14 protein-coding genes are annotated in these 24328 nt (G+C 33.9%); 9 read left to right on the plus strand and 5 right to left on the minus strand.

The annotated features are described in order from the left end of the window. Positions 1 to 28: 28 nt before the first annotated feature. From A8L32_RS16245 to A8L32_RS16255, 3 genes are all read right to left on the minus strand, one after another. Positions 29 to 1654, minus strand: a complete 1626-nt coding sequence (locus A8L32_RS16245; protein WP_083631379.1) for a sulfatase-like hydrolase/transferase — start codon at positions 1652 to 1654, stop codon at positions 29 to 31. Between the two features lie 277 nt (positions 1655 to 1931). Then, a complete protein-coding gene (locus A8L32_RS23655; protein WP_198931800.1) occupies positions 1932 to 4262 on the minus strand; it encodes a family 43 glycosylhydrolase in 2331 nt (776 codons plus the stop codon). Between the two features lie 142 nt (positions 4263 to 4404). Further along, on the minus strand, positions 4405 to 6213 hold the full coding sequence (locus tag A8L32_RS16255) for a sulfatase-like hydrolase/transferase (RefSeq protein ID WP_198931801.1): 1809 nt from the start codon (positions 6211 to 6213) through the stop codon (positions 4405 to 4407). A 214-nt stretch (positions 6214 to 6427) separates the two neighbouring features. Between A8L32_RS16255 and A8L32_RS16260 the strand changes: the two genes are divergently transcribed. Continuing rightward, positions 6428 to 8053 (plus strand): tetratricopeptide repeat protein, encoded by a 1626-nt coding sequence (locus tag A8L32_RS16260; RefSeq protein WP_066631942.1) that lies wholly within the window; start codon positions 6428 to 6430, stop codon positions 8051 to 8053. Positions 8054 to 8132: 79 nt separating this feature from the next. Here A8L32_RS16260 and A8L32_RS16265 read toward each other — a convergent pair whose 3' ends face one another. Together A8L32_RS16265 and A8L32_RS16270 are read right to left on the minus strand one after the other, a co-directional pair. Beyond that, a complete protein-coding gene (locus tag A8L32_RS16265) occupies positions 8133 to 9005 on the minus strand; it encodes a LamG domain-containing protein (RefSeq protein WP_066631945.1) in 873 nt (290 codons plus the stop codon). A gap of 189 nt (positions 9006 to 9194) precedes the next feature. Then, positions 9195 to 10625 (minus strand): sulfatase, encoded by a 1431-nt coding sequence (locus A8L32_RS16270; protein WP_066631947.1) that lies wholly within the window; start codon positions 10623 to 10625, stop codon positions 9195 to 9197. Between the two features lie 265 nt (positions 10626 to 10890). Here A8L32_RS16270 and A8L32_RS16275 point away from each other — a divergent pair, with 265 nt between their 5' ends. The 8 genes from A8L32_RS16275 (at position 10891) to A8L32_RS16310 (ending at position 24313) form a co-directional block, all read left to right on the plus strand. Next, positions 10891 to 12537 carry a tetratricopeptide repeat protein gene (locus A8L32_RS16275; RefSeq protein WP_066631953.1) on the plus strand — a complete coding sequence of 549 codons (1647 nt, stop codon included), beginning with the start codon at positions 10891 to 10893 and terminating at the stop codon, positions 12535 to 12537. A 102-nt stretch (positions 12538 to 12639) separates the two neighbouring features. Continuing rightward, complete coding sequence (gene prmA, locus A8L32_RS16280) at positions 12640 to 13482, plus strand: 50S ribosomal protein L11 methyltransferase (RefSeq protein ID WP_066631954.1); 843 nt, start codon at positions 12640 to 12642, stop codon at positions 13480 to 13482. Positions 13483 to 13492: 10 nt separating this feature from the next. Beyond that, positions 13493 to 17977: a hypothetical protein gene (locus A8L32_RS16285; RefSeq protein WP_066631956.1), complete on the plus strand. Its 4485-nt coding sequence runs from the start codon at positions 13493 to 13495 to the stop codon at positions 17975 to 17977. Positions 17978 to 18119: 142 nt separating this feature from the next. Then, a complete protein-coding gene (locus tag A8L32_RS16290; RefSeq protein WP_066631957.1) occupies positions 18120 to 19139 on the plus strand; it encodes a hypothetical protein in 1020 nt (339 codons plus the stop codon). 17 nt (positions 19140 to 19156) lie between these two features. Beyond that, entirely contained in the window at positions 19157 to 20935 is a 1779-nt protein-coding gene (locus A8L32_RS16295) for an aminopeptidase P family protein (protein ID WP_066631958.1), read from the plus strand. 17 nt (positions 20936 to 20952) lie between these two features. Beyond that, positions 20953 to 21852: a glycosyltransferase family 2 protein gene (locus tag A8L32_RS16300; RefSeq protein WP_066631963.1), complete on the plus strand. Its 900-nt coding sequence runs from the start codon at positions 20953 to 20955 to the stop codon at positions 21850 to 21852. 12 nt (positions 21853 to 21864) lie between these two features. Next, the gene (locus A8L32_RS16305; protein WP_066631965.1) at positions 21865 to 23295 is read left to right on the plus strand and encodes a TlpA family protein disulfide reductase; all 1431 of its coding nucleotides are present in this window, start codon (positions 21865 to 21867) and stop codon (positions 23293 to 23295) included. A gap of 25 nt (positions 23296 to 23320) precedes the next feature. Then, complete coding sequence (locus tag A8L32_RS16310) at positions 23321 to 24313, plus strand: DUF4465 domain-containing protein (RefSeq protein ID WP_066631967.1); 993 nt, start codon at positions 23321 to 23323, stop codon at positions 24311 to 24313. Positions 24314 to 24328: the final 15 nt, after the last annotated feature.

The raw sequence follows: 24328 nt of genomic DNA on the forward strand, positions 1-24328 counted from the left end.
GTATACCTCCCCAATATTTACTTTGAATTTATTTTACGGTTAAAGCCTCCACAGGACCTAAACGTTTTGGCAAATCATGTTCATCATCATGAAGGTCGAATTCAGGTAGAATAGATTGTAACATTTGGTAATCCTTTACATCTTGTTTTGAATAAGATGACCAATCTTTAACCTCTGGAAAACTGATTAAGTCTGCAGGGTACTCCGAAACGTCATACATATTATTATTCCCATCAATCAATACATTTTTACTTCGTATCAATTGCTTCTCCATATGATAAGCATAAATCCATTTTCTATGCTCTTGCTTATCTGTTGTTAAAAATGGTATTAAACTTTCTCCATTTATCTCGTAGCTATCTGGTATTTTAACACCCGCAATTTCTGCAATAGTAGGAACTAAATCGGCTATATTCATCAATACATCCTGCTCGCCCTGCTTGGTCATATTTAAACAAGGTGCGTAAATTATCATGGGTACGTGTACCCCTTTTTGCGAAACAGGACTTGATTTTCCGTATCCACTAGTTCCATTATCGGCACAAAAAATAAATATGGTATTATCATCAATACCTAGTTCCTTGAGCTTATTTATATATTGCCAAACCTGATAATCGATATAATTAATATGCGCGTGAATTCCCGGCTCACTGACTGTTCCATGTGTATTATAAACACCTTTATCTCCCGTAATCTTTGGTTCTGTTCTATGGTATTTACCTTTTTTCCATTCAATCTTTGGTGTGCAGGGCCATTTTTGCCTGGTATTTTTGTTGATATCACTACTGAAGAAATCCCATCCATCATGACCTAAATGCGAAGTGTGGTAAACAAAAAATGGTTTGCCTTCTTTTTGTTTTCGCTGCATAAAATCAAAAACATATTCCAACTCAACATCTGGTCCGTAAGTATGCAAGCCATACGATTGTTTTGCCCGTAAGGAGTTGGGCCAAATTTCAAATTTTGTTTTAGAATCTGGATGATTCATTAACTCAACATGAGGTTGCCAGTACCAACCAAACTGCTGATAGTAATCTACTTCTGCCCCAGTATCTTCATTAATCAATACTCTTTTTCCATTCTTCTTTTTCGTAACAACTTTAAAATCTGTGTGAGTATTTTCCTTATCGTGCACGCCTGGCGTAAAAACCCCTTCGTCAAAACCAAACTGATCTACGCCCGACATTTGCGTTTTACCAGCCCAAATACTCGCATACCCTCCTGCTTTTGCCACAAATGCATTGGTATGCGGTGAAGCAGCATAAATAGGAACCGATTCTTTCTTGCCCTTCTCATTCACCCAAGTTCCCTTGTCTTTATTATGCCACCACTTATGGCGATGCGCATAACGCCCAGTCATCATCATAGCACGACTTGGCATACAAACGGTTGCTGCCCATGCTGTTTTAATCCAAAGGCCTTCGTTAGCTAACTGATCTAACACAGGCGTTTTGGCTCTATATTTAGCATCTGATGTATCTCCACCCTGCGGCGGCTTGCTCCACTTTGAAGAACCGTAGATAGGCAATTCTCTTGCACTAATATCATCTGCAAAATAGATAATGATATTGGGCTTCTTTTTAGCTTCTGCCGAAACACTTAATAACAACACTACAGCCAAAAGTTGAATTGTTCTTGTAAAAATTGAATTCATAATGTCTTCTTATAATATTTAATGAAGGCTAATCTCTTATTAGGAAACTAAATAAACAAAATCCAAGATAACGGACGTCCAATAATAAATGGTTTAAACGGGTAATAAACAGCTTGACATGAAATATCTTAATCTATTTGAATTTGTATAGTGTAAGATTAAATGATAAAACCAGAATTATACTAAAAAAGTCATTTGCAAGATACTCAAAGACAAAAAGGCAAGAAGTATATATACAACTTGCCTTTTCAGTTTTTGTAACTATACACTAAATATGCTACTTACTCATCTCTGTATTTTGTTTTTTAATTCTAGCTTTTTGTTTTTCACTAAGGCCATATTTAAAATATTCTTCAGGCTTACGCAGGTAATTATGATGTTTCATCTCTGGGTCATGAACATCTCTACTCAAATCACAATCAAAGCGATATAATTCAGAATGCCATCTATCCGCGCCTTCGGATTTAAAATTAATAAAGTGACCTATACCCCACGTTATTCCTCGGCCATCTCCATTATCTGCAAAAGCATCAGGAATATAGGCATTGGGACCAACAGGCATCATCTCTGTAATGGACATCACATCAAAATTAACCCAGTCTTTGGCATATTGAATGGTAAAGTGTTCTGAACCATCTCTTATTGTCAACGAAGCGACACCTTCTTTCCAAGGAAAAAAGCATATTTCGTGACCTGAATTTTGAACTGGATTTAAAGGATGCTTTTTAAAAGGTCCCAAGGGATTATCGGCAATCGCCAAACCAATTCCGCTCCAAACCGTTCCTGGCCTATTAAAAGCCGCCTTATAATAAACATATATTTTACCATCATGTACCAATGGTGTTGGTGCCTGAATGGCAAATTGGTCCCACTCCCCTTTGGCTCCGGTTGGAATCACCACATCATTCACGTGCGTCCATGGTCCATCGGGCGAATCGGCATAGGCTACACCCACTGGGCAATAATCTCCTCGTACGCCACTAGGCTCCGTAAAGGCTTGATAATAGATATAGAATTTTTCTTTAAATTTTAAGATATCTGGTGTTGCAACTGCCCTCCAACCAGGTATTGGAGCTTGAGGACGCGTTACAGCTACACCTTGCTCTTCCCAATGAAACCCATCCTTACTCGTAGCATACCACACTTCGGCTAAGTCCCAATCGGTAGTGGGTATCGTATCATTCCAAACCACCTGGTCACCAACCACCTCCATTACTTTGTAATCTTTAGAAAATCTACCTACTGGCGGAATTGAGGTGTGGCGCTTAGTGTACCACACATAGTATTTTCCATTTTCGAAAAGGATTTTTGAAGGATCGCGACGAGTAATAGTTGCATCTCCATCATTATAATCGAAACCTGTGAGTTTAGTATACTTAAACTGACTATACAACTCATTTTCGGCATTTACATGCGATGGATACTGATTAAAACTCCTATCCAAAGCAGCGCTTAGTTTATAATCAACAGAATATTCCGTTACTTGATAAGGAAAAGCTTTTGTTCCTGGCTTAGGCGTTTTTAAAGGAATCACCAGCGAATATGAAATTTCACTACCCTTTGGCAGGATGGCAATAATTAAAGCTTTTGGCACTCCTTTTTCCATGTAAAACTTAGGCATATCAGCCGTTCGTGCTGTTTTTGTTATGGTACCATCTGTCCACTTAATTTCTCCAGCTTTTAATACTAAAAAGTTTTTGGCAGGCTTCCAGTTCAGTCCCATATCATCGCCTTCAAACAACATGGTTGATCCATCCGGGTAATCGCTCCAAGCCCCGCGCGAATCTTTTGCAATGCAATAATAATTACCATTAAAAACCCATTCTACATGATCATCAATAGCAAAAGAAGCTGTTGGGTGCGTTATAAAAGGAATGCCGGTGTCTTCAAAAGGCCCCATAGGCGATCTGGATGTTGCTGTAACATGAACCACCTTTCCATTTTTAAACTTAGGGTGTGGCTCAACATATTTATAGGCCAACAGAAACTTTCCATCATTTCGCCTTGATATAGTAGGCGTTGAAGTCATCATTCTATTTCCTGTAACATCAATTAAAGGTTCATCAAAACGCTTCCATTCTCCATTTAAATCATCAGCCACCGCTACGCCTACGCGTTGATTGTTACGGTTTACCCACCACTCTTTATCTTTATATAAAGGCATTCTATCATCAGGTGTTTCATCCCAATAACCACTTCCTCGGTTTCCCATATGATATAAATAATACTTTCCATCATACTCCATTACATGTGGGTTATGGGTACAATCTCCATCCCAGTATTGCTTACCTCGGGCTGGTAGTACCACATTTTTAAACGTATAAGGACCTGTTAAATGATCGGATACAGCGTGAGCAATCTCAGAATGTGTTACCCATCCATGATGGCCACGACTCTTAAGCCAACGCGAATATATGGCATGGTACTTACCATCTTTTCCTTTAAGAATATTAGTACCCCAAACATTATAGTCCTCTTCTTCAATAATATTGGCTTTATCAAACTTATCGGGAAGCAGATCGGCAAAGTTAAATTCTTCTTGTGCAAATACTTGAATTGACACCAACATCAAGCAAATCCATACCACACTAATCAATTTCTTATTCATGTGTTTGTTTTAATGGTTATTAGTTAACGAAAATATACTTCATATTTAAATATCTTATTCATATTTGTAACTAAAGCTAAAAAAAGACTATTATTTTTACGGAAACGTTTTCGCAAAAACAATAGTCCTAGATCCTTTTAAATTACAACTGAGGAATAATTTCTTTAGGAATATCTAACTTTTTATTATCAGCTCCTCCAGCAAAATTACTAATGGCGTAGCTATTGGGCTTTGTCCAATCACACTCAACACGCCTATCTCCTAAAACTATATTTCCTAGTTTATTTCTAAACCAATCGGCAAGTTTTATATAGTCTTTATCATTAGCCAAATTATTCATCTCCAAAGGATCGTTACGCAAATCATATAACGCCATATCGGCCTTTGGTCTTTCGCAAGTGAGCGCCCACATGATATCCTTATTTACATTTTCTGAAGTTGCCACATCCCACCTATCGCGGGTTCTCATGCTGAATGCAAAATCCTTTCCTCTAATATACGCCCTATGTCCGCAAACTACATTAACCTCGCCTACGGCATATTCTCGATTATTCTTTGTTGGATTTGAGATAACTTCCTGCAAGTCGTATCCATCCAAATACGCATACTTATCTTGTTGTATATTAATTCCAGCTGCTGCTAACATTGTTGGTGTAAAATCGACAAATTCAATGATATCATCTACAACTTTTCCTGTAGGAATCTTGGCTTTATCAGATGAAACTACAATAGCAGCATCCTGAACGGATTGCTTCCATGGCCCAAACTTTGCCATAATACCTTGTTCTCCAAGATGCCAACCATGATCGCCTACCGTAAATATGATTAGGTATTCTTGATTGTTTGTAGAACAATATTCCTTAAACGCCTTAACAGACTCTCCAATCAACGCATCTCCATATGCACAAAACGCATAGTAATCTTGAATCGCTTGCAGTTTTTCTTTATCCGTTAGCTGATCGGCTTTACATTCATTATAAAGAGTTACCAGTTGCGGTGGAAAGTTAGACAGTTCATCTGTACTAAACTCCGGAATATTATATTTCTTCTTTTTAAACTGATCTCTGAATTCCTTTGGAGGAAGAACAGGCGTATGTGGCCATGTAAAGCCAATATTCACCATCAAAGGTTGACCAGACTTAGCACCTTCGGCATTTTTTCCTGCTAATGTTTTAAATGCCTTATCCTGATTTTTTAGATAGTTTTTAAATTCAGTTACCACATGACTATCTAAAGTTTTTCCCATTGGGTGCGGATTAACTCCTCCTAATATTAAGCCTTGATTAGGTCTGGTGTATGCTCTTAAAATATCAAAGTCCTCTTCTACTTTAGCTTTTAGCTGTTGATCTTTCAAGGGAATTTCTCCATCACGTTGTTGTTTTCGGTAACTTACTTTTTCTCCATTGGGATAAATAACTGTTTCATCAGAATAAATAACTTCAAATATTCCATCTGGGAATTCATACTTTCCACCACTCGTAAAAATATCTCCTAATCCTGCGTGGTTTATATCTCTGCCAAAACTTATGGTATAGTCGTAAAAGGAAAGATCCCCTTTATCTCCTTTAATTCCCCATCCCGTTTTACCAAAAACTGCAGTTCCGTATCCATATTCCCGTAAGGATTGAGAAACCGTTGGTTTAACATGATCTGCCTTTTGATGAGATTTAAACTTATAATGCCCACTGCGAAAAGGATACCTGCCTGATTGCATAGAACTACGAGATGGGGTGCACATAGGCGAATTACAGTAAGCATGTGTAAATAACACACCTTCTGCTGCTAACCTATCTATATTAGGTGATGATACATACCCTAAATTACTTTCACTCTTACCTGTTGTGGCTTGGTTATAACACTCTAAGGCATCAGCTCTATGATCATCTGTTATTATCCAAAGTATATTGGGTTGATTTGATTGAGCATTTAGCTTAATAAAGTATACTAACATTATAAGAAATGACAATATAAAAGCACGTTTGAATCTAGCTATATACATATTGTATAGTTTTCGTTTAAAATCTATTTCAAAAATACTCTAAATCAATTCGGTTTATTATAAATTACCATATACAAATACTATACACTCTACTATAAATCCATATAATTAATTTCTACAATATTTTTTTTAAGTACTTTTATCACCTCTAACTAAATAAAAGATTATGAACCTATTTATCAAGAACTTAAAACCCAAACCATCCTTTATAATCATATCTATATTTTTTATTAGCACTTCAATTATTGCATCTAATTCTATATACAGAGCTAAAGACAGTTATACAGATGAATTAAAAAAGAGCATTACAGATTCAGTTGAGACAAACTCAAAAAAAAATAATAGAACCGCAATACTACCTTCCAAAAAAGATACCTTAGAAAGAATAGCTGAGCTGATTATTGAAGCTAAGCAAAATCAAAATATCGGTAAGTACAGTACATCATTTAATGATTTATGGGAAGGCCTTTATTTAGCAAATTCTTCCAACAATAATCAATCAGTCATTAAAATTCATACCATGCTATCAAAGCTCTATGTGAGTTTTAATTTGAACGATGCAGCGTTAATTCATCTTCAGCAAGGCTTGAACATAGCGAAGAAAATTCCTGAAGACGACCCAAATTTCGCCTCCAATTTAATTGCTACTTACATGAATTTAGGCATACGCCAGCGTAGCATGGGTAATTACCAAATGGCCTTAAATTATCTTGACACCTGCTTAATGATTGAAAACCAATTTGAAGAAAAAGAAATTTCTTTACCTTTTTTTGATGCTGAAATTGGTTACGTACATATGAAAACAGACAAGTTGGAAAGTGCTTATAAATTCTTGACCAGAGCTTACCAAGGGGTTTATGAAAAAAAGGTAAATTATAAACCTAACTTATACCTATATCTGGGTGAGTACCATTTAAAAACCAATAATAGAGATAGTGCCGTTTATTATTTTAATAAATCGATTGATTACATTAAGAAAAACAAAGGTGACCTAGCTTTGCTGCCAGAAGCATATTTGTTATTATCCAACATTTATAAAGAACAAAAAAAATATCACAAGGCGCTTATATATTTAAATCATCATAAGGAAATAAAGGACAGCCTAATTGAATTTCAGTTGAATGCAAACAGTGATTTATTTGAAGTTAAAAACTCTTATTTAAAGTCTATTAAAGAAAAAGATAACTATATAATAAGTCAGCAACAGGAGTTAGATTACCAAAAGCAAATTCAATCTCGATTAAAAATAATATCTATATTAATAATACTGTTAGGCATTGCCGCCTTTGCTGTTGTACGTATCCGATTAAAGCTAAAGAAAACCTTACTGGAAAAAAACACTTCTGAGTTAGAGGCTAAACTAAGCGAGAAAAAGATAAAAGGAGAAGTTGAACTAAAGAGCAAAGAGTTGACTTCCTACGCACTACAGATGATAGATAAGGACACAGCTATTGATGAATTACTTGATATATTAAAAAAGGAAGCTCCTTCGAGTTATAAGCCTTTACAAATAAAATATAAAAAGGGCGCAAAAGACTTATGGGATCAGTTTAACCTGCGCTTTACAGAAGTAAATACCGTATTCTATAATAAATTAAATACAAAACACCCAGACCTAAGCCCAACGGAGAGGAAACATTGTGCTTTGATAAAACTAAATTTTGGCACTAAAGAAATGGCCCGCATACTAAATATTGCACCTCACAGTGTGCACATTACACGCTCTAGGATGAGAAAAAAGATGGGTCTTGATCGATCTGAAAGTCTGGAAAAATATATAGCAAACCTGTAAAACAATTGGTGGTTATACAAAAAACGCAAGGAAATCATCTATGTCCTTGCGTTTTTTTTCGTTTATAATTTGTATCAAACTATTTCTTATCCTTAACCAACTCATAAGTATGTATCCAATCTACATACATGGTGTTTATATTATCGTTAGATAAATCTTTTTTATCAGCTATACCTCCTGTCCAAGTATCTTTACTGGTCCACAGATCCCAAATAATATTTTGCTTACGAGTAAATACCTGCTTCGACTGGACACTTCCTGCTTCTTCTCCATTAATATAAAACTGAATATTGTGCTCATCTTTCCACCAACATCCTAAAACTTGGTAATCTTCATTCCACTTTTTTCCTTTAGCAGGGTTATCATCCGACAACTTACGATTATCAAAGTTTCCATGATGCCTTTCGGTATCTCCGTCTTTCACAACAAAATATTGCGAATACATGGTATACGGCCTATCCTTCTGGTCAATAAAAGATGGTTTTGAATTATGCTCACAAATATCTATTTCATCTCTATTATTACTATTGCCATTGTTTAACCAATATGTACTAAAGGCTGAAATATCAGATGTCTTCATTCTACATTCAGTGTACATCGGAAATCTTATTTGTTTTTTAGACATTACCCTAGAAGTCTCAAACCAACGACCATCCTTATCTTGCGATACCGATTTATCTAATGTGGCTTTTATCCATAAATTACCTTCTGCTACTCCAGAATTTTCTGCTTTCATTTGAACAGGAACACCATAATTCCAAAGAGACTTACCCCATTTAGAAGAATCCCAAAAATCAAATTCATCACTTAACTCAGGTACAACTTTCCACACCTTACCTTCTGGAGCAGATGGCTGAGCCATCAAATTATGGTTTATAAAAAGAACTAATACCATAATGCCTATAAAGAATCTCTCTTTTCCAGAAATAAGGTTATTTCTTACATGTTTCATATTAATCAGTTTTGTATGGTTTTAAATTACTTAGCAATAAACCATAATAATTTATGATTGTGGGGTTGTAAAAGAAAACCATACAAAGGAGTTTTTAATTGTCTAGTTTAAATTCATGTTTACTTTCTAAAATATTAAGTTTTTAAAAACTCATTATTTATTGATTTGGCAAAGGCTATATTTCTAATTTTATTTATTCAACTCATCTAACACAGGAGTTCTTTTTACATCCATTCTCTCCATGGCATTTACTTCATACAGGCGCTTCAATTGCCATAGTGGTCGCTCCAGCTCACCTTCCCATTCCCACAATAATTTAAACATTTCTCTTACTTTTTCAGGATGCTTATGTGCTAAGTTGTTACTCTCCGAAATATCTTTAGTAATATTATATAACTCTGCTGGTCTGTCTGGATAGCGTAACATTTTCCAATCACCTTGACGTACAACACCTCTGTTTTCTTTTTTCCAAAATAATAATTCATGAGGATCCGACTTATTTTCACCAGTTACATATGGAATTAAATCAACCCCATCGATATCTTTAATCTTTTTTGCATCACCTCCAGCTACATTTACAAAAGTAGGAAGCATATCTAACATACTTACAGAAGGATTATACTGAGTTCCTGGCTTTATCACATTGGGTAATTTCATGATACAAGGAACTCGAATTCCTCCTTCCAGGTGATTGGATTTACATCCACTTAATGGATAGTTACAAGTCTTTGATCCATCTGGGCCTCCATTATCGTTTGAAAAGATTACCAAGGTATTCTCTTCTAAACCAAGCTCTTTTAGTTTTGCCAAAATATTACCACAGGCTCTATCTAAAGCTACATTCATGGCGGCCAACGTTTTACGGCGACCAGTTAGGCCTAATCCTTCAACCTGTGCTAAATCCTCCTTAGTGGCTTGCATTGGTGTATGAACGGCATTAAACGAAACATACATAAAAAATGGTTTCTTTTGATTTCTTTCCATAAAATCGCAAGCTTCATCAGCAATTGCATCCGTCAGATACTTCTCAGGTTCTTCATACACACCAATACCTCTTTCCATCCTATCTTCAGGTTTATCTGCTGCCTGCTTTTGTGTTAAAGGGAAAAACGATCTGGCTCCACCCCTAAAACCGTAAAACTCATCAAATCCTCGATGCAATGGATGATACCTATCTGCATTTCCAAGATGCCATTTTCCTAAGATAATAGAAGTATAACCTAATGGATCTAGATAATCGGCAATCGTTTTCTCATTTAAAGGCATTCCCATTTCATCACCCATCAATTTAGAAGAATGACTCATGTACCCAGGCACATTATTTTCTTCGATACCAAAGCGTTGCTGATATTTTCCTGTTATTAATCCTGCACGAGAAGGACCACAAACCGCTGCTGTTGTATAGGCCTGTTTAAAAACTACGCCTTCTGAAGCTAACTTGTCTAAATGCGGTGTTTTAAATGTTTTACTTCCTTGAAAACCAAAATCGTGATATCCTGCGTCATCCGAAAATAGAAAAACAATATTTGTTTCCTGAGCATTAATATTAGATGTTATTGTACATACTACTATCAAGCAAACCCCAAACAGCTTACTTATAACTTTAGTCTTTTTTTCCATTCTAAATATATTATTAATAGGTTATAATTACATCTGCAATCAGGTAGCATTTCACTACCGATACTTACTACATAAATCCACCTCCTAAAGTATCAACTTATAAAAACTTTCATAATAGAATTGCACGAACACTTCATAGACACAATGTTAAAAACAATAGACTCTCAATAGACATACAACATTAACAATCAACACATATTGCTGATATTTAATATTTAGCATATCTTTGCTTGAGTACCAATATATAAACATAGCAATATTCAACATGTACAGAAGTCTATTTTCTCATGCACTTTTTTTATTCCTTTGTAAATACTTCTTACTAAATTTACTTTTCAGTTTCATTACAGTAGATGTTACTTCTCAAAACTCATTAAGTATAACGAATGCCATTTCTAGTTTATATCAACATAAAACTACCTACCATGATAGCTTACTGATAGAATTACCTAAGATAACTAAGCAACATCTATTAAATGGCGATACAATAAATGCCATACAATACTTAATCAAAACCTCCAGATTGAATTCTACAGGAGGCAACTACACCAAGGCTTATGATGGATATTGGGAAGCCTTAATTTATTCTGAAAGTATAAATGACTCTTCCTATGTAAGTGATATATATAGAGGCTTAGGTATTCTTTATGGTTTATACGGCAGAGTAAATGAAGCCGAAAGTTATTTTAATAAGTCAATAGAGCTGCAAAGAAGTCTGATCAATATCCAACACCTAAAGCGTTCTGTTTTAATCGATGATTTTTATGTAATTGCTAGTTTTCATAGAGAACTGGGTAACTATAACATAGCTCAATCCTATTTAGATAGTTGCTGGAATATAAAAGCTGAATACAATACCGCTGCAAAACTTCCATTTTTAATAGCTGAACAAGGGAGGATATACTACTATAATAAAGAAACTAAAAAAGCGGAGGAGTTTTTACTTGAAGCTGAAGATATACTCATTGCTAATGAAAAACCATATTTGGTTATTCTGTATTTATATTTAGCAGACTTATATTTTGAACAAAGGGATTATACGAAAAGTGAATACTATTACTTAAAATCAATTGATATATCTGATACATATAACGCCCATAAAAACATGTTAACTCAGGTATATCAAAACATTGCAGAATTGTATGTGCAGATGGGAAAGTTAAAGCTGGCCTACGATTACCAATCAAAATCAAGAGAACTAACAGAACAACTTTTTGATGCACGGGGCAAGAGTAATAGCACCATATTAGAAATTAAAGATGAATACCGTCGAGAGCTTGATGAAAAAGCCAAGCTATTAGAATTAAATAAGCTAAACGAGCTTGAACAGGAGAAAAAAATACTGTTTTTAAAAAATAGTGTTCTTTCTATTTCGGTAGTTTCACTATTATTATTGGCAGCAGCTTTTTATTGGTACTTACAACACAAACGTAAAACAGATAAACTATTCTTTGCCAAAGAGCAAAAAATAAGCTCAGAGAAGAACAAAGAGATTGTAGAAATTAAAAACAAAGAACTTACTTCCTCTGCTCTGCAGTTAATTCATAAAGATGAACTACTTCTCGAGATAAAAGAGATTATAGCAGAATTAACTTCATCAATGAGTAATAAAAAACTCGATGATATATTAAATAAGATTAGAATAAACAGCAAACAAGATTGGAATGAGTTTGATATTAGATTTACCTCCATTAATCAAGAATTCTACAAGTCCCTATCCAACCAACATCCGCAACTCACTTCTAAAGATCATAAACTATGCGCTCTAATTAAGTTAAATTTCTCAAGTAAGGAGATATCACAACTTTTGGGTATTTCTATGGAAAGTGTCAATACATCTAGGTATAGACTAAGAAAAAAAATGGGATTAAGTAAATCAGTTCATCTAGTTGAATATATTAATAGGATATAAGTTTTGATTCAAACAATGAATAGATTCAACTGCTCACTGCTCCATTAACCGTTATTTTTCCATACTTTTGGGCTAAATTCATATACGGTCAATAATTGAAAAATGGAATACACTAAAGTAAGTTTCACCATATCGCCGCTTAACGACTTTATTAGAGACATATTAACTGCCGAATTAGCACAGTTTGAGTTTGACAGCTTTGAAGAAACGGACAATGGAATAAATGCATATATCCCAACCCAACATTATAATGAGGATAACATCAAAAGCATTCAGCTACTTAGCAATGAGGAATATTTTATTTCATTTAAATATGAAAATATAGCTGATCAGAACTGGAATGAAACTTGGGAAAAGCACTTCTTTAATCCCATTATTATTGGCGACCAATGCGTTATTCATAGCCCTACCCATACTGATATTCCTAAAGCAGAATACCACATATTAATTGAACCAAAAATGGCTTTTGGTTCTGGTCACCACGAAACTACAGGTTTAATGGTAAAGCATATTTTAAATATCGACTTTAACAATAAATCGGTATTAGATATGGGTTGCGGCACAGGTATACTTGGTATATTAGCATCACAAAGAGGTGCACAAAAGGTAATGGGTATTGATATTGAAGAATGGGCCTACAATAATGCTATAGAAAATGTAAAAATGAATCATATCACAAACATGGAAATTGCTTGTGGAGATGCGTCTTTATTCGGAGATGAGATTTATGATGTAATTTTTGCCAATATAAATCGTAATATTTTGTTGCAAGATATTAGTAAGTACACTAAAGTTCTAAAGCCTGGAGGCACCCTACTTTTAAGTGGTTTTTACCAAAGCGACATCGAAAAAATTGATAAAGTATGCAATGTTAATAACTTGGTAAAAAAACACCTTAAGGAAGATAACAATTGGGTGGCCATTGCGTATACATTGACTAATTAAAACGCAAGCAATGAGAATAACTTTTACTCTATTTATTTTATACTTTATAAATATCAGTGCTTTTTCTCAAAGCCCATCTCAAGTATTTACAGACAACACAGAAGAGTTCATCCCAAAAATGGAAGAACTCTTTAAATCTATTGCAGATAAAAAACATGCTAAAAGCTACATTGAAGAATTAAGCACATTTTGGTATTCTGCTGACAATACAGAGGAAGATAAGCTATTGATTATCACAAATTGTAATCATCTGGCCAAAAAGAAAGCCCGTCCAATTCCAGACTACGAAACCTACCTTAACTGTGCAAGGACTTATTTAACTGCTGATATTGCTAAACCATCGTTTGAAGCATGGAATAACTCAGTAGTTGATTTAGCAACTAAACCTAGGTATCAACTCCGAAAATTAAACTCCTATTTAAAAATAACCACTAATTTAATTACGGATAAAATAATATACTCTACCCCTTCCAACAAATGGAAATCAGACAATAGTAACTGGACCTTAAAATACATCAACAAGGAATTGATAGCAACGTTTCCTTCTTTAAAACTAACTTGCTATTCTAAAAACGATAGTATTCAAATTTTTGATTCGAAAGGAACCTTTAATTACGCCACCAACATTTGGGAGGGTGATAAAGGTAAAATCACTTGGGAAAGGTCTGGCTTTGATCCTGCTCAAGTAAACGCAACATTTGGAGCTTATAGGTTACCGCTTAAACAATCATATATCGAAATTGACTCTGTTCAGTTTTATAACACTATCTATTTTGATCATCCATTAAAAGGTAAGTTAAGGCACAAAGTAATGAATATTAAATCGCCCGAAAGTTCTACTTATCCACAATTTTTATCTGTAGAACAACGCTTTAAATTAGACAATATTCATCCTGATATAAATTACGAAGGAGGCTTTTCTCAAAATGGAGCTAAGTTCTTAGGATCTGGAACGCACGAAAACCCAGCTACTATAACCATCTTTCGTAACGACACCGCCTTTTTAACAGCGAAATCACTTTATTTTGCTTTACGTAAAGATCAGATACTTAGTAGTGATACTGAAGTGAAATTTAGAATGGATCAGGACTATATTTACCACCCAGGTCTTATTTTTAAATTAATGGTAGATGAAAACGAACTTCATCTAATTAGAAATGGCGAAGGATTAGCTTTAAGTCCTTATTTTAACACCTACCATAATGTTAGTATGGACATCGAGCTATTAACCTGGAAACTAAACAGTTTGTTGATGGACTTAAAAATGGTTTCTGGTGCTGCTGAAAACCATGGTGAGTTTGAATCATTAAGTTATTTCAGAGAAAGCTTTTATAACCAACTGCAAGGAATGGATGCCATCCACCCACTTCAAGGTTTAAGAAACTGCTCTAAATATTTTCACGGGAGACCATTCAGTGCTAAAGAATATGCAGGTATGATGGGCTTGCCAGAAAATCAGATACGTCAACAAGTCATACAACTGTCTTTTTATGGGTTTGTGAATTACAATGTAAACACAGATATGATTCAAATAACGGACAGGCTTAATGACTACTTGTCCTTTAGATTAGGTAAAAAGGATTATGATGTTATTAGATTCGTATCTCATACTCCTGGTGGATTAGCCAATGCACAAATTGACTTATTAAACTACGATATTGATATAAACGGTGTACAACAGATATCTATTTCTGATAATCAAAATGTAGTTTTCTTCCCTCGCAATGAGCATCTATTATTAAAGAAAAATAGAAACTTTGTTTTTGATGGCGCCATTAATGCTGGTATGCTTAATTTATATGGCGATGGTTTTAAATTTAACTACGAAAACTTTCTGATCGATATGAAAAATATCGATTCGGTTAGAATGAAGGTGCAAACCGGTGAGCTAGATTATTTTGGCCAACCTAAACTCACTTATGTAAATAATGCCATTGAAAATTTATCTGGTAGCTTAAAAATTGATCAGCCAGATAACAAATCTGGTAAAGATTTTTATAGTGAATACCCTATCTTACATAGTTCTAAGGAGTCATTTGTGTATTACGACAAACCCGAAGTACAGGGAGGACAGTACGCCCGCGAAAAATTCTATTTTAAACTAGATACGTTTAGTATGGATAGCATTAGTAAATTAACGGCTAAAAACTTCGACTTTTCGGGAACATTCGTATCTAATATCTTTCCAACGTTTGAAGAGAACTTAACGGTAAGAAAAGACTACTCTCTTGGTTTTAAAAGGAAAACACCAGAAACTGGATATGATATTTATGATCACAGAGCAAAATTCACCAACGATATTGATTTAAGCAATAAAGGTCTTAGAGGTTCTGGTACATTAAACTACCTTTCTTCAACTTCTAAATCCGAAAACTTATTATTTTTACCTGAAGAGACTAGAGGGCAGGCTCATGAGTTCACTGTTCAAAAAAGCGAAGAAGGAACAGAATATCCAGATGCACAAGGCAAATATAATCATATCTCCTACCTACCATATAGTGATAAGTTGATTTCAAATTCTCAGGAAGAATCTTTCACGATGTATAACAGTGAGGCTCAGCTAGAAGGTCAGATTGTAATAGGCCCATACGGGGCAACTGGAAAAGGAACTTTTTATATGGAAAAAGCCAATATAAAATCACCTGACATGACTTTTGGTGGCCATATCTTGTTAGCTGATTCATCTGACTTTAATTTGGTAAGTGCAGATATGGAAGATGCTGTATCCTTCAATACAACCAACCTGGTTTCTCAAATTGACTTTGAAGAGCGCCAAGGTAAGTTCCGCTCTAAAACTGGAGGTAGTGAGGTTAACTTTACCGATAATAGATATGTTTCGTACATTAGTGAATTCTCATGGGATATGGATAAAAATGACATCTTTATGGGAGCTCGTGGTTCGGAAGGTAACCGATTTGTTTCAACACATAAAAGACAAGATTCTCTAGAGTTTAGAGTACCACTAGCCCGTTACGATGTAGAAAACAAAGTTATCTATGCAGAAGAAGTAAAGGAGATTAAAGTAGCTGATGCGAATATTATACTTAGCAATGGAAATGTAATCATTCGCGAAGATGCAGATATGGCACCACTGGACAGTGCTGTTATAGTTTTAACAGCTGATACAAGTTTATCTCACACTATCTATAATTCCCATTTAAAAATAGCAGGTAAATTTGATTATTCGGGTTATGGAGAGTATGATTATATCAATGGTAACGGTAAAAAATTCACCATCCAGTTTAATGATATTGGTTTAAATGATGACGTTAAAACCACGGCAGAAGGAACAATAATTGGTGAAGATTTATTTACGTTTGATAAAAACTTTACATTTAAGGGGAAAGCAAAACTTACCTCTACCGAAAAACATTTAAACTTTGATGGAGGTGCACAAATGCTTCACCAATGTTCAGGTGGACCTCAGACTTTTACTTATTTTAATGCAACGATCGATCCTCATAAAGTTAGGATTCCTATTGGAGTAGAACCAGTTAATTACGAACGAAAAAAGATATATAGAGACTTTTATATCACAAAAGATTCATCCCACCTGTATTCGACCTTCTTGACTAGCAGAAAGGATTACAGCGATATACCAATGATTACTGCTGGAGAATATCTATACTTCAACGATAAACAGAATGCCTTTGAAATAACTGATCTTCATAGAATTGAAAACCCAGATACAACAGGGGTGCTATTTAGGTATTCTAATACAAACTGTACTGTTCTTGCTGAAGGTAAAATGGATATGGGAATGGATCTTGGTCAGGTTAAACTTCTAAACTCAGGCACAATTATCGATGATCCTAAAAAAGAAAAAATAACCCTTACTTCAATGTTAGGAATTGATTTCTTTTTTAATGAAGTAGCTACTGAGCAAATGACCAGTGCTATTTTAGCATCTTCTGCTAGAGAAAGTAATGTATCCAATGAATTATTCCAAAAACGCGCGGCAGAACTAGTCGGCCTTAAAGAATCTAAAAAGCTTACTAAAGAGTGTCAATCAATACAATTAATTGAGGAACTAAATGAAACCATGAATAATATGTTTTTATTTAGTAATATCGATTTTATTTTTGATGGAAAGTACCATATGTATATTGCTGATGGTACGGCTGACCTATCTATGGTTAATAATCAAGTACTCAACAAAAAAGTAGATATCAAAGCTGAAATTGTTAAGAAACGAAGTGGTAACTCTATCGACTTATTTTTAAGTTTTGATAAATCAACTTGGTTCTACTTTAGCTATAAATCAAAAATGATGTATACTTTATCTTCAATAGAAGCGTACAATTCAACGGTATTAAATTTAAAATCGGATGAACGAAAAGCTAAGTCAGGAGGTTTTACTTTTATACAAGCACCAGCGAGCCGTTTAAATCGTTTTATTAAGAAATTTGGCTTAGCTCCTATTAAAACAAGCTCTGGCGCTAGTGGACAACAAATTAATACTGAAAAAACTAAAGATGATAATCCAACAAACTAGATAAAATATTAAAGTAGATATAATTTATTTTACTTTTTATTGAGGGACTAAAATTTTTCGAAACTCCACATTTTATCTATTTTTGGTGCATTCATAACACAAATAACAAATGCTTAAATCAATTATATTAACAATCATTTTAATGTATTCAGTTTTACCAATTTCTGGGCAAACTCGATTAACAACTGATTTTAAAGATTATACTTTCGAAGTATTTCCGTTAGGAGATATAAAAAGGTTAGATATTAGAGCAAAACATGCTCAAATAAATCTGTTAAACTGGGATAAAGATTCCATCAGTGTAGAAACAAGCATTGAAATAATATCTACCAAACCCAACATTTCTAAAGAGATGCTTGAAGAGGTTTATGTTAAGAAAGTTAGATACGGGAATACCCTACAGGTAAAAACTACTTTTATAAAAGAATTCAACAGAACGATTCCTTATAAAATCAGCTACAATATCTTTTACCCCAAAAAACTGGCTCTAAGAATTGACAATGAACACGGGGATGTTAATATTGGAGAAGTAGAAGGTGGTGTTGATGCAAATATTGGATATTGTAACTTAAACATTAAAAATATCAATCAAATAAATGATTCTATCCCTAACCAATTAAAAATTATACATTGTAAAGGAAAAATTAATCATTTAGGAACGGCAAACTTAAATATTAGTAATTCTAATATAGATATTATAAAAGGTAAGTATATTTCTGCAATAACTGAATATAGCCTATTAAATTTCAATACCATATATCATTATCAAGGAGAGTCTATGGTAGATAATCTTGAAATTAATAAGCTGGATAGTATTAAACTTAAGTCTGACAATAGCATTATTAAACTTCACTATTTCTCCACTAAAGGATTTTTTGAATGTAAAAATGGAAGTTTAAATATTCAGGATTCGGATGCATATTTTAGTGAACTGGTTGTAAATAATAACCAAACATTAACAGAAATTCATTTGAACTCAGCTTCTTCATACTCTATTAATGGGGAAGTTATAAACGGTTCATTTACACATCCTAAATCAGAAAACATTCAAATTATTAAAGATCTGGAAAACGTTTCAATTTCAGGAGAAGTTGGTAATGATGCTAGTTCCAAAACAAAAGTTATTATCTTTAACCGTAACGAGTCTATTGAATTTAAATAATCCCAAAACTCAACAATATGTCAACTGCAGATAAAGTATTTTTACTTCGTACCAAAATGCTCTCATTGGGCATTGATGCTTTTATAATTCCAGGTAGTGATCCTCATATGAGTGAATACACTGCGGCTCATTGGAAAAAAAGAGAGTTTATTTCTGGTTTTACTGGATCGGCAGGAACTGTAGTTGTACTTGCTGAAGAAGCAGGTTTATGGACGGATAGTAGATATTATTTGCAAGCCGAAGAAGAATTAACTGGTAGTGATATTGAGTTGTTTAAAGCTTCCGAACCTGAAACCCCAGATTACGCTGATTGGATTGCAGAAAGGTTAAACCCAGGAAGTACAATAGCTTTTGAAGGAGAGGTTTTCTCAATTGATGACGCTAGAAAGCTTTCAAAAAAATATAAACATTATGGTATTACCATTGATCCAAACCAGACTTTATTGGATGAGATATGGGAAGGTAGACCGCCAATTCCTGACAACAGTATATTTGTTCATGAAACAAAATATGCCGGATTAAGCCGTAATGAGAAAGTAGAAAGTATTCGAAAAAGAATGCGCGATCTTGATGCATCGCATTATATTATAACTGCATTAGATGAAATTGCCTGGACCTTAAATTTAAGAGGCAATGATGTGGCATATAACCCAGTTTTTCACGCTTACTTAATCATATCACTTGATGCCGTTTATTTATTTATAGACACTCATAAAATAACAGCTAACATTGGTAAAGAATTGGCTAAAGATGATATTTCAATACATCTGTATTCAGATATTTTTAAATGGGTAAAAGACATGCCTGTTGAATCTGGTTTAGTTTTTGACTCATCCACAACCAATGCCAAGATATTTTCATTAATACCAAGAGAAATTATTAAAATTGAGGAAGATAGCATTGTTCGTGAATTAAAAGGCATAAAAAACCCAACGGAACAAGAAGGTTTTAGAACAGCCATGGTAAAAGATGGTGTAGCTATGGTTAAGTTTTTACATTGGCTCGAAGTAAATGTATCTGAAGGAAATGTTAGTGAATTATCAGCATCAAAAAAACTAAAAAAGTTTAGATCTGAAGGTGATAATTTTGTAGGTGAATCATTCGGAACTATTTCTGGATTTGCTGAGCACGGTGCTATTGTTCACTATACGGTGAATAAAGAAACTGACGTTAAATTAACTCCTGACAACTTTTACCTTGTTGATTCAGGAGGTCAATATTTAGAAGGTACCACGGATATTACACGTACTATTCATTTAGGTAATCCTACAGAACAACAGAAAGTAGACTTCACGATGGTATTAAAAGGTAATATTGCCTTGGATACAACTTATTTTCCGGTGGGTACCAGAGGAGTTCACTTAGACATATTGGCTAGAAAACCACTATGGTCTAAAGGCTTAAATTATGGCCATGGTACAGGACATGGAGTTGGCTGTTTTTTAAATGTGCACGAAGGTCCTCAAAGTATAAGACCTGATGATAATGGAGTACTATTTAAAAATGGTATGATAACATCCAATGAACCTGGGTTGTATAGAACAGGTGAGTATGGTATTAGAATCGAGAATTTAATTCTAACAACCGAAGCAGACACAACACAATTCGGTGATTTCCTAAAGTTTGAAACTTTAACCCTCTGCCCTATTGATATAGATTCTATTGAGGTTTCTTTATTAAATCATGAAGAAAAAGATTGGTTAAATAGTTATCACAAGATGGTTTTTGACAAGCTTTCTCCTTTGCTTAATGAAGAGTTGAAAAATTGGTTAGAGGAAAAGACTAAAGCAATTTAATACAATATTATTCTAACATGTTATCCATTTGCATTCCTGTTTATAATTACGATGTTACAACTTTAGTTGGCAAATTATGCGCACAACTAAAAGACATCTCTCAAAAAGCGGAAATAATAGTGATGGATGATGGCTCTAGTAATGATTATAAGCTAATAAATAAAACCATTAAAAACGATTACAAGGTTAACTATATCGAATTAAAAGAAAACGTTGGGAGGTCAGCAATTAGAAACCTTTTGGCTAAGCGAAGTATATTTAATTACATCCTTTTTTTAGACTGTGATTCTGATATTAAACCTAATTTTGTAAAAACTTACATGAATAATATCGATAAAGGTAGCGAGGTTATTTGTGGAGGCACTCTACATCCCAACATATGTCCATCTCCAAATAAAACTTTAAGATGGAAATCAGGAACCATGAGAGAAGACCGCTCTGTTTCAGTGAGAGAAAGGAATAAATATACATCCTTTACTTCCAATAACTTTGTTGTGAAAACTGAAGTATTTTATCAATATTCCTTTAATGAAAATATAACGAAATATGGTCATGAAGATACTCTTTTTGGCATCGAATTAGATATCAACAGTGTTAAAATTAAACACATTGACAATCCTGCTATTCACATTGGCATTGACTCAAATATTGAATATTTAAATAAAACTGAACAAGCTATTGAAAACTTGGTTCAGATTTTGCTTGATAATAAATATTCCAACGCCTTATATGATAAAATTAAACTCCTTCGGTATGCTAAAATGATTCAACAATACGGACTAAAAGGTATTGTCATTAAGCTGTACTTAAAATTTAGACTGAAAATAATTAATAACCTTTGTAGTAACAATCCAAACCTTTTATTATTTGATTTATATAAAATTGGTTACTACTTTAATATAAAGGATAAAAAGTAATCCGCAAATACGATGAACCATAAGATACTAAGCTTAATAATAACACTCCTACTATCCTTTATTACTTTTAATGGATATAGCCAGAATAAGGGTTACGCTATAGACGTAACTGTAAATGGTTGGCAAGACACCACTTTAATTCTAGGGCATTACTTCAACAAAAAAATGTTGGTTAATGATACTATATACCTTAATGGCGATGGTCAGGGAAAGTTCGAGGGTGATAACAAACTGGCGGGAGGTGTTTATATTATTTACATGCCAGATCAGAAGTACTTTGATGTAATTATTGACGATGAGCAACACTTTTCATTATCTGTTGATAAAAGTGATCCTGTTCAGACACTTCAAGTAAATGGTAATAAACAAGAAAAGGCATTCAATAACTATCAAAAGTTTATTTTCGAAAGGCAATCAAAAGCTACAGCTATAAACAACAATATTAAAGATAAGAGTAAAACAGAACCTGACTCTGTAGATATATGGAAGAAGCAACTATCTGAATTATCGACTGAGGTCAATAGTTATTGGGATAATATTTTGAAAGAGCATGAAGGAACATTTTTATCTTCCTTTGTAAATGCAATGCGAGAAGTTACTGTACCTAATTTTTATGAAATTAACGAATCGGACTCATTAAAACAGATTAGGAAATATCAATATTATAAACTTCATTATTTTGATAATATTGATATGAAAGATGATCGACTTTTACGCACTCCATTCTTTACTAGCAAACTAGAAAACTTCTTCTCAAAATTGGTGGTGCAAATGCCAGATAGCGTTGTAAAGGAATCTATTAGGGTAATAGATATGGCCGAAGGAAATAAAGAAATGGAAAAGTATCTTATTCAATACACATTCAACAAAGCTAACGAGAGCAAGTTGATGGGTATGGATGCTGCGATGGTTGCCTTAGGGGAAAAGTATTATTTATCTGGCTATGCCGATTGGGTAGATGAAGAATTTATTACAAAACTAGAAGATCGTATTACTAAACTAAAACCAAACCTGATTGGCAATACTGCACCTGACCTGCTCATGATGTCTCCCAATAGTCAACACTTTAAACTTAGCGAGGTATATGCTCCCGTTACGGTACTTGTTTTTTGGGAGCCAGATTGTGGTCACTGTAAAAAGGAAATTCCTAAACTTAAAGAGGTTGTGTGGGATAAATACCAAGATCAAGGCGTTAAGATATTTGCAGTATTCACCCAACACGAAACGGAAAAATGGACTGAATTTATTACGGATAATCAGTTAGAGGAATGGATGAATGTGTATGATCCATATAATCAAACTAATTTCCGAAATTTATACGATATATACAGTACACCCGTAATTTATGTTTTAGATGAGAATAAAAAAATAATTGGAAAAAGAATTGGAGCAGAACAAGTTCCAGGCTTTATTGATCATCACCTTAAGTTAAATCAGCAATAATTTTGTAATTACAGAAGTGCATCAAATGAATAAATTCAAATATATAATATTATCTTTTCTTACATTCTTAATTGTATGTACTTCTTGCGAAGAGTACGTTAAGGACATTCCACCTTCTGAGATCTTTTTAAACATGCCCGAAGGAGGTTATGAAATAAATGTTAATGACACTATTGTTATAATTCCAAGAATAACCTACGACTTTAATTCTACTTACGCATGGGTGCTTAATGAAGAAATTATATGGGATGAAAAGGATTATCAATTAATCCCCAATGAGCTAAACAAATACACTTATCATTTTAGTATAAATAACGATAGAGGTAGTGATGACACTACTATTGTTGTACAGTCGATGTATAAAACGGATTTTGAGGAATTTGAACTTGAAAAAGATACATTTTGGCTTAATACAGAAACTAATAATTCGTTAATATCAGATCAAATAGAATTTGATATTAGCGGCTCTTATAATAATCAACCTTGGTATGGATTTACTTATTCAAACTTAACTGGAAGTGATAAATACGAGGACAATGAGAAGTACAGTTGTCACAAAGCCTCCAGTGATTTTGAATCAACCATTTTTGGGATCATGTTGTTGGATAAAAATCCTCAAAATGCAATAACTCTTAATACAAAAGATGGTAGTAATCATCTTTTCAAAAGCATCTCCGTCAATAACTCTTATTACTTATATGATGCTGTTAATACTGGGGCACATGGTTCTAAAAAGTTTGGCGGCGAAGATGGAACTGATTTAGACTGGCTTAAACTTATTATTGTTGGAATAGATAACAATGATACTAAACAAGGTACTATTGAGTTTATGCTTGCTGATTTTACATTTGGTACTAATAGGGATAATTATATCGTTGAAGATTGGACTACTATAGATTTAACTACTTTGGGGCACGTTAATACAATCAAATTTTACTTATCTTCTTCAGATACTGTTGATGGAGTAACCAATTCTCCAGGCTTTGTTTGTTTTGATGAAATTAAAATTATAGAATAATCGTAATTTAAAAAT

The organism is Labilibacter marinus (assembly GCF_001659685.2).
Taxonomy (GTDB): domain Bacteria; phylum Bacteroidota; class Bacteroidia; order Bacteroidales; family Marinilabiliaceae; genus Saccharicrinis; species Saccharicrinis marinus.

What these genes read in the sequence shown, in the direction of transcription:
- A8L32_RS16245 (WP_083631379.1), bottom strand. Translation starts at nt 1,654, where the DNA reads ATGAATTCAATTTTTACAAGAACAATTCAACTTTTGGCTGTAGTGTTG.
- A8L32_RS23655 (WP_198931800.1), bottom strand. Translation starts at nt 4,262, where the DNA reads ATGAATAAGAAATTGATTAGTGTGGTATGGATTTGCTTGATGTTGGTG.
- A8L32_RS16255 (WP_198931801.1), bottom strand. Translation starts at nt 6,213, where the DNA reads ATGTTAGTATACTTTATTAAGCTAAATGCTCAATCAAATCAACCCAAT.
- A8L32_RS16260 (WP_066631942.1), top strand. Translation starts at nt 6,428, where the DNA reads ATGAACCTATTTATCAAGAACTTAAAACCCAAACCATCCTTTATAATC.
- A8L32_RS16265 (WP_066631945.1), bottom strand. Translation starts at nt 9,005, where the DNA reads ATGAAACATGTAAGAAATAACCTTATTTCTGGAAAAGAGAGATTCTTT.
- A8L32_RS16270 (WP_066631947.1), bottom strand. Translation starts at nt 10,625, where the DNA reads ATGGAAAAAAAGACTAAAGTTATAAGTAAGCTGTTTGGGGTTTGCTTG.
- A8L32_RS16275 (WP_066631953.1), top strand. Translation starts at nt 10,891, where the DNA reads ATGTACAGAAGTCTATTTTCTCATGCACTTTTTTTATTCCTTTGTAAA.
- prmA (WP_066631954.1), top strand. Translation starts at nt 12,640, where the DNA reads ATGGAATACACTAAAGTAAGTTTCACCATATCGCCGCTTAACGACTTT.
- A8L32_RS16285 (WP_066631956.1), top strand. Translation starts at nt 13,493, where the DNA reads ATGAGAATAACTTTTACTCTATTTATTTTATACTTTATAAATATCAGT.
- A8L32_RS16290 (WP_066631957.1), top strand. Translation starts at nt 18,120, where the DNA reads ATGTATTCAGTTTTACCAATTTCTGGGCAAACTCGATTAACAACTGAT.
- A8L32_RS16295 (WP_066631958.1), top strand. Translation starts at nt 19,157, where the DNA reads ATGTCAACTGCAGATAAAGTATTTTTACTTCGTACCAAAATGCTCTCA.
- A8L32_RS16300 (WP_066631963.1), top strand. Translation starts at nt 20,953, where the DNA reads ATGTTATCCATTTGCATTCCTGTTTATAATTACGATGTTACAACTTTA.
- A8L32_RS16305 (WP_066631965.1), top strand. Translation starts at nt 21,865, where the DNA reads ATGAACCATAAGATACTAAGCTTAATAATAACACTCCTACTATCCTTT.
- A8L32_RS16310 (WP_066631967.1), top strand. Translation starts at nt 23,321, where the DNA reads ATGAATAAATTCAAATATATAATATTATCTTTTCTTACATTCTTAATT.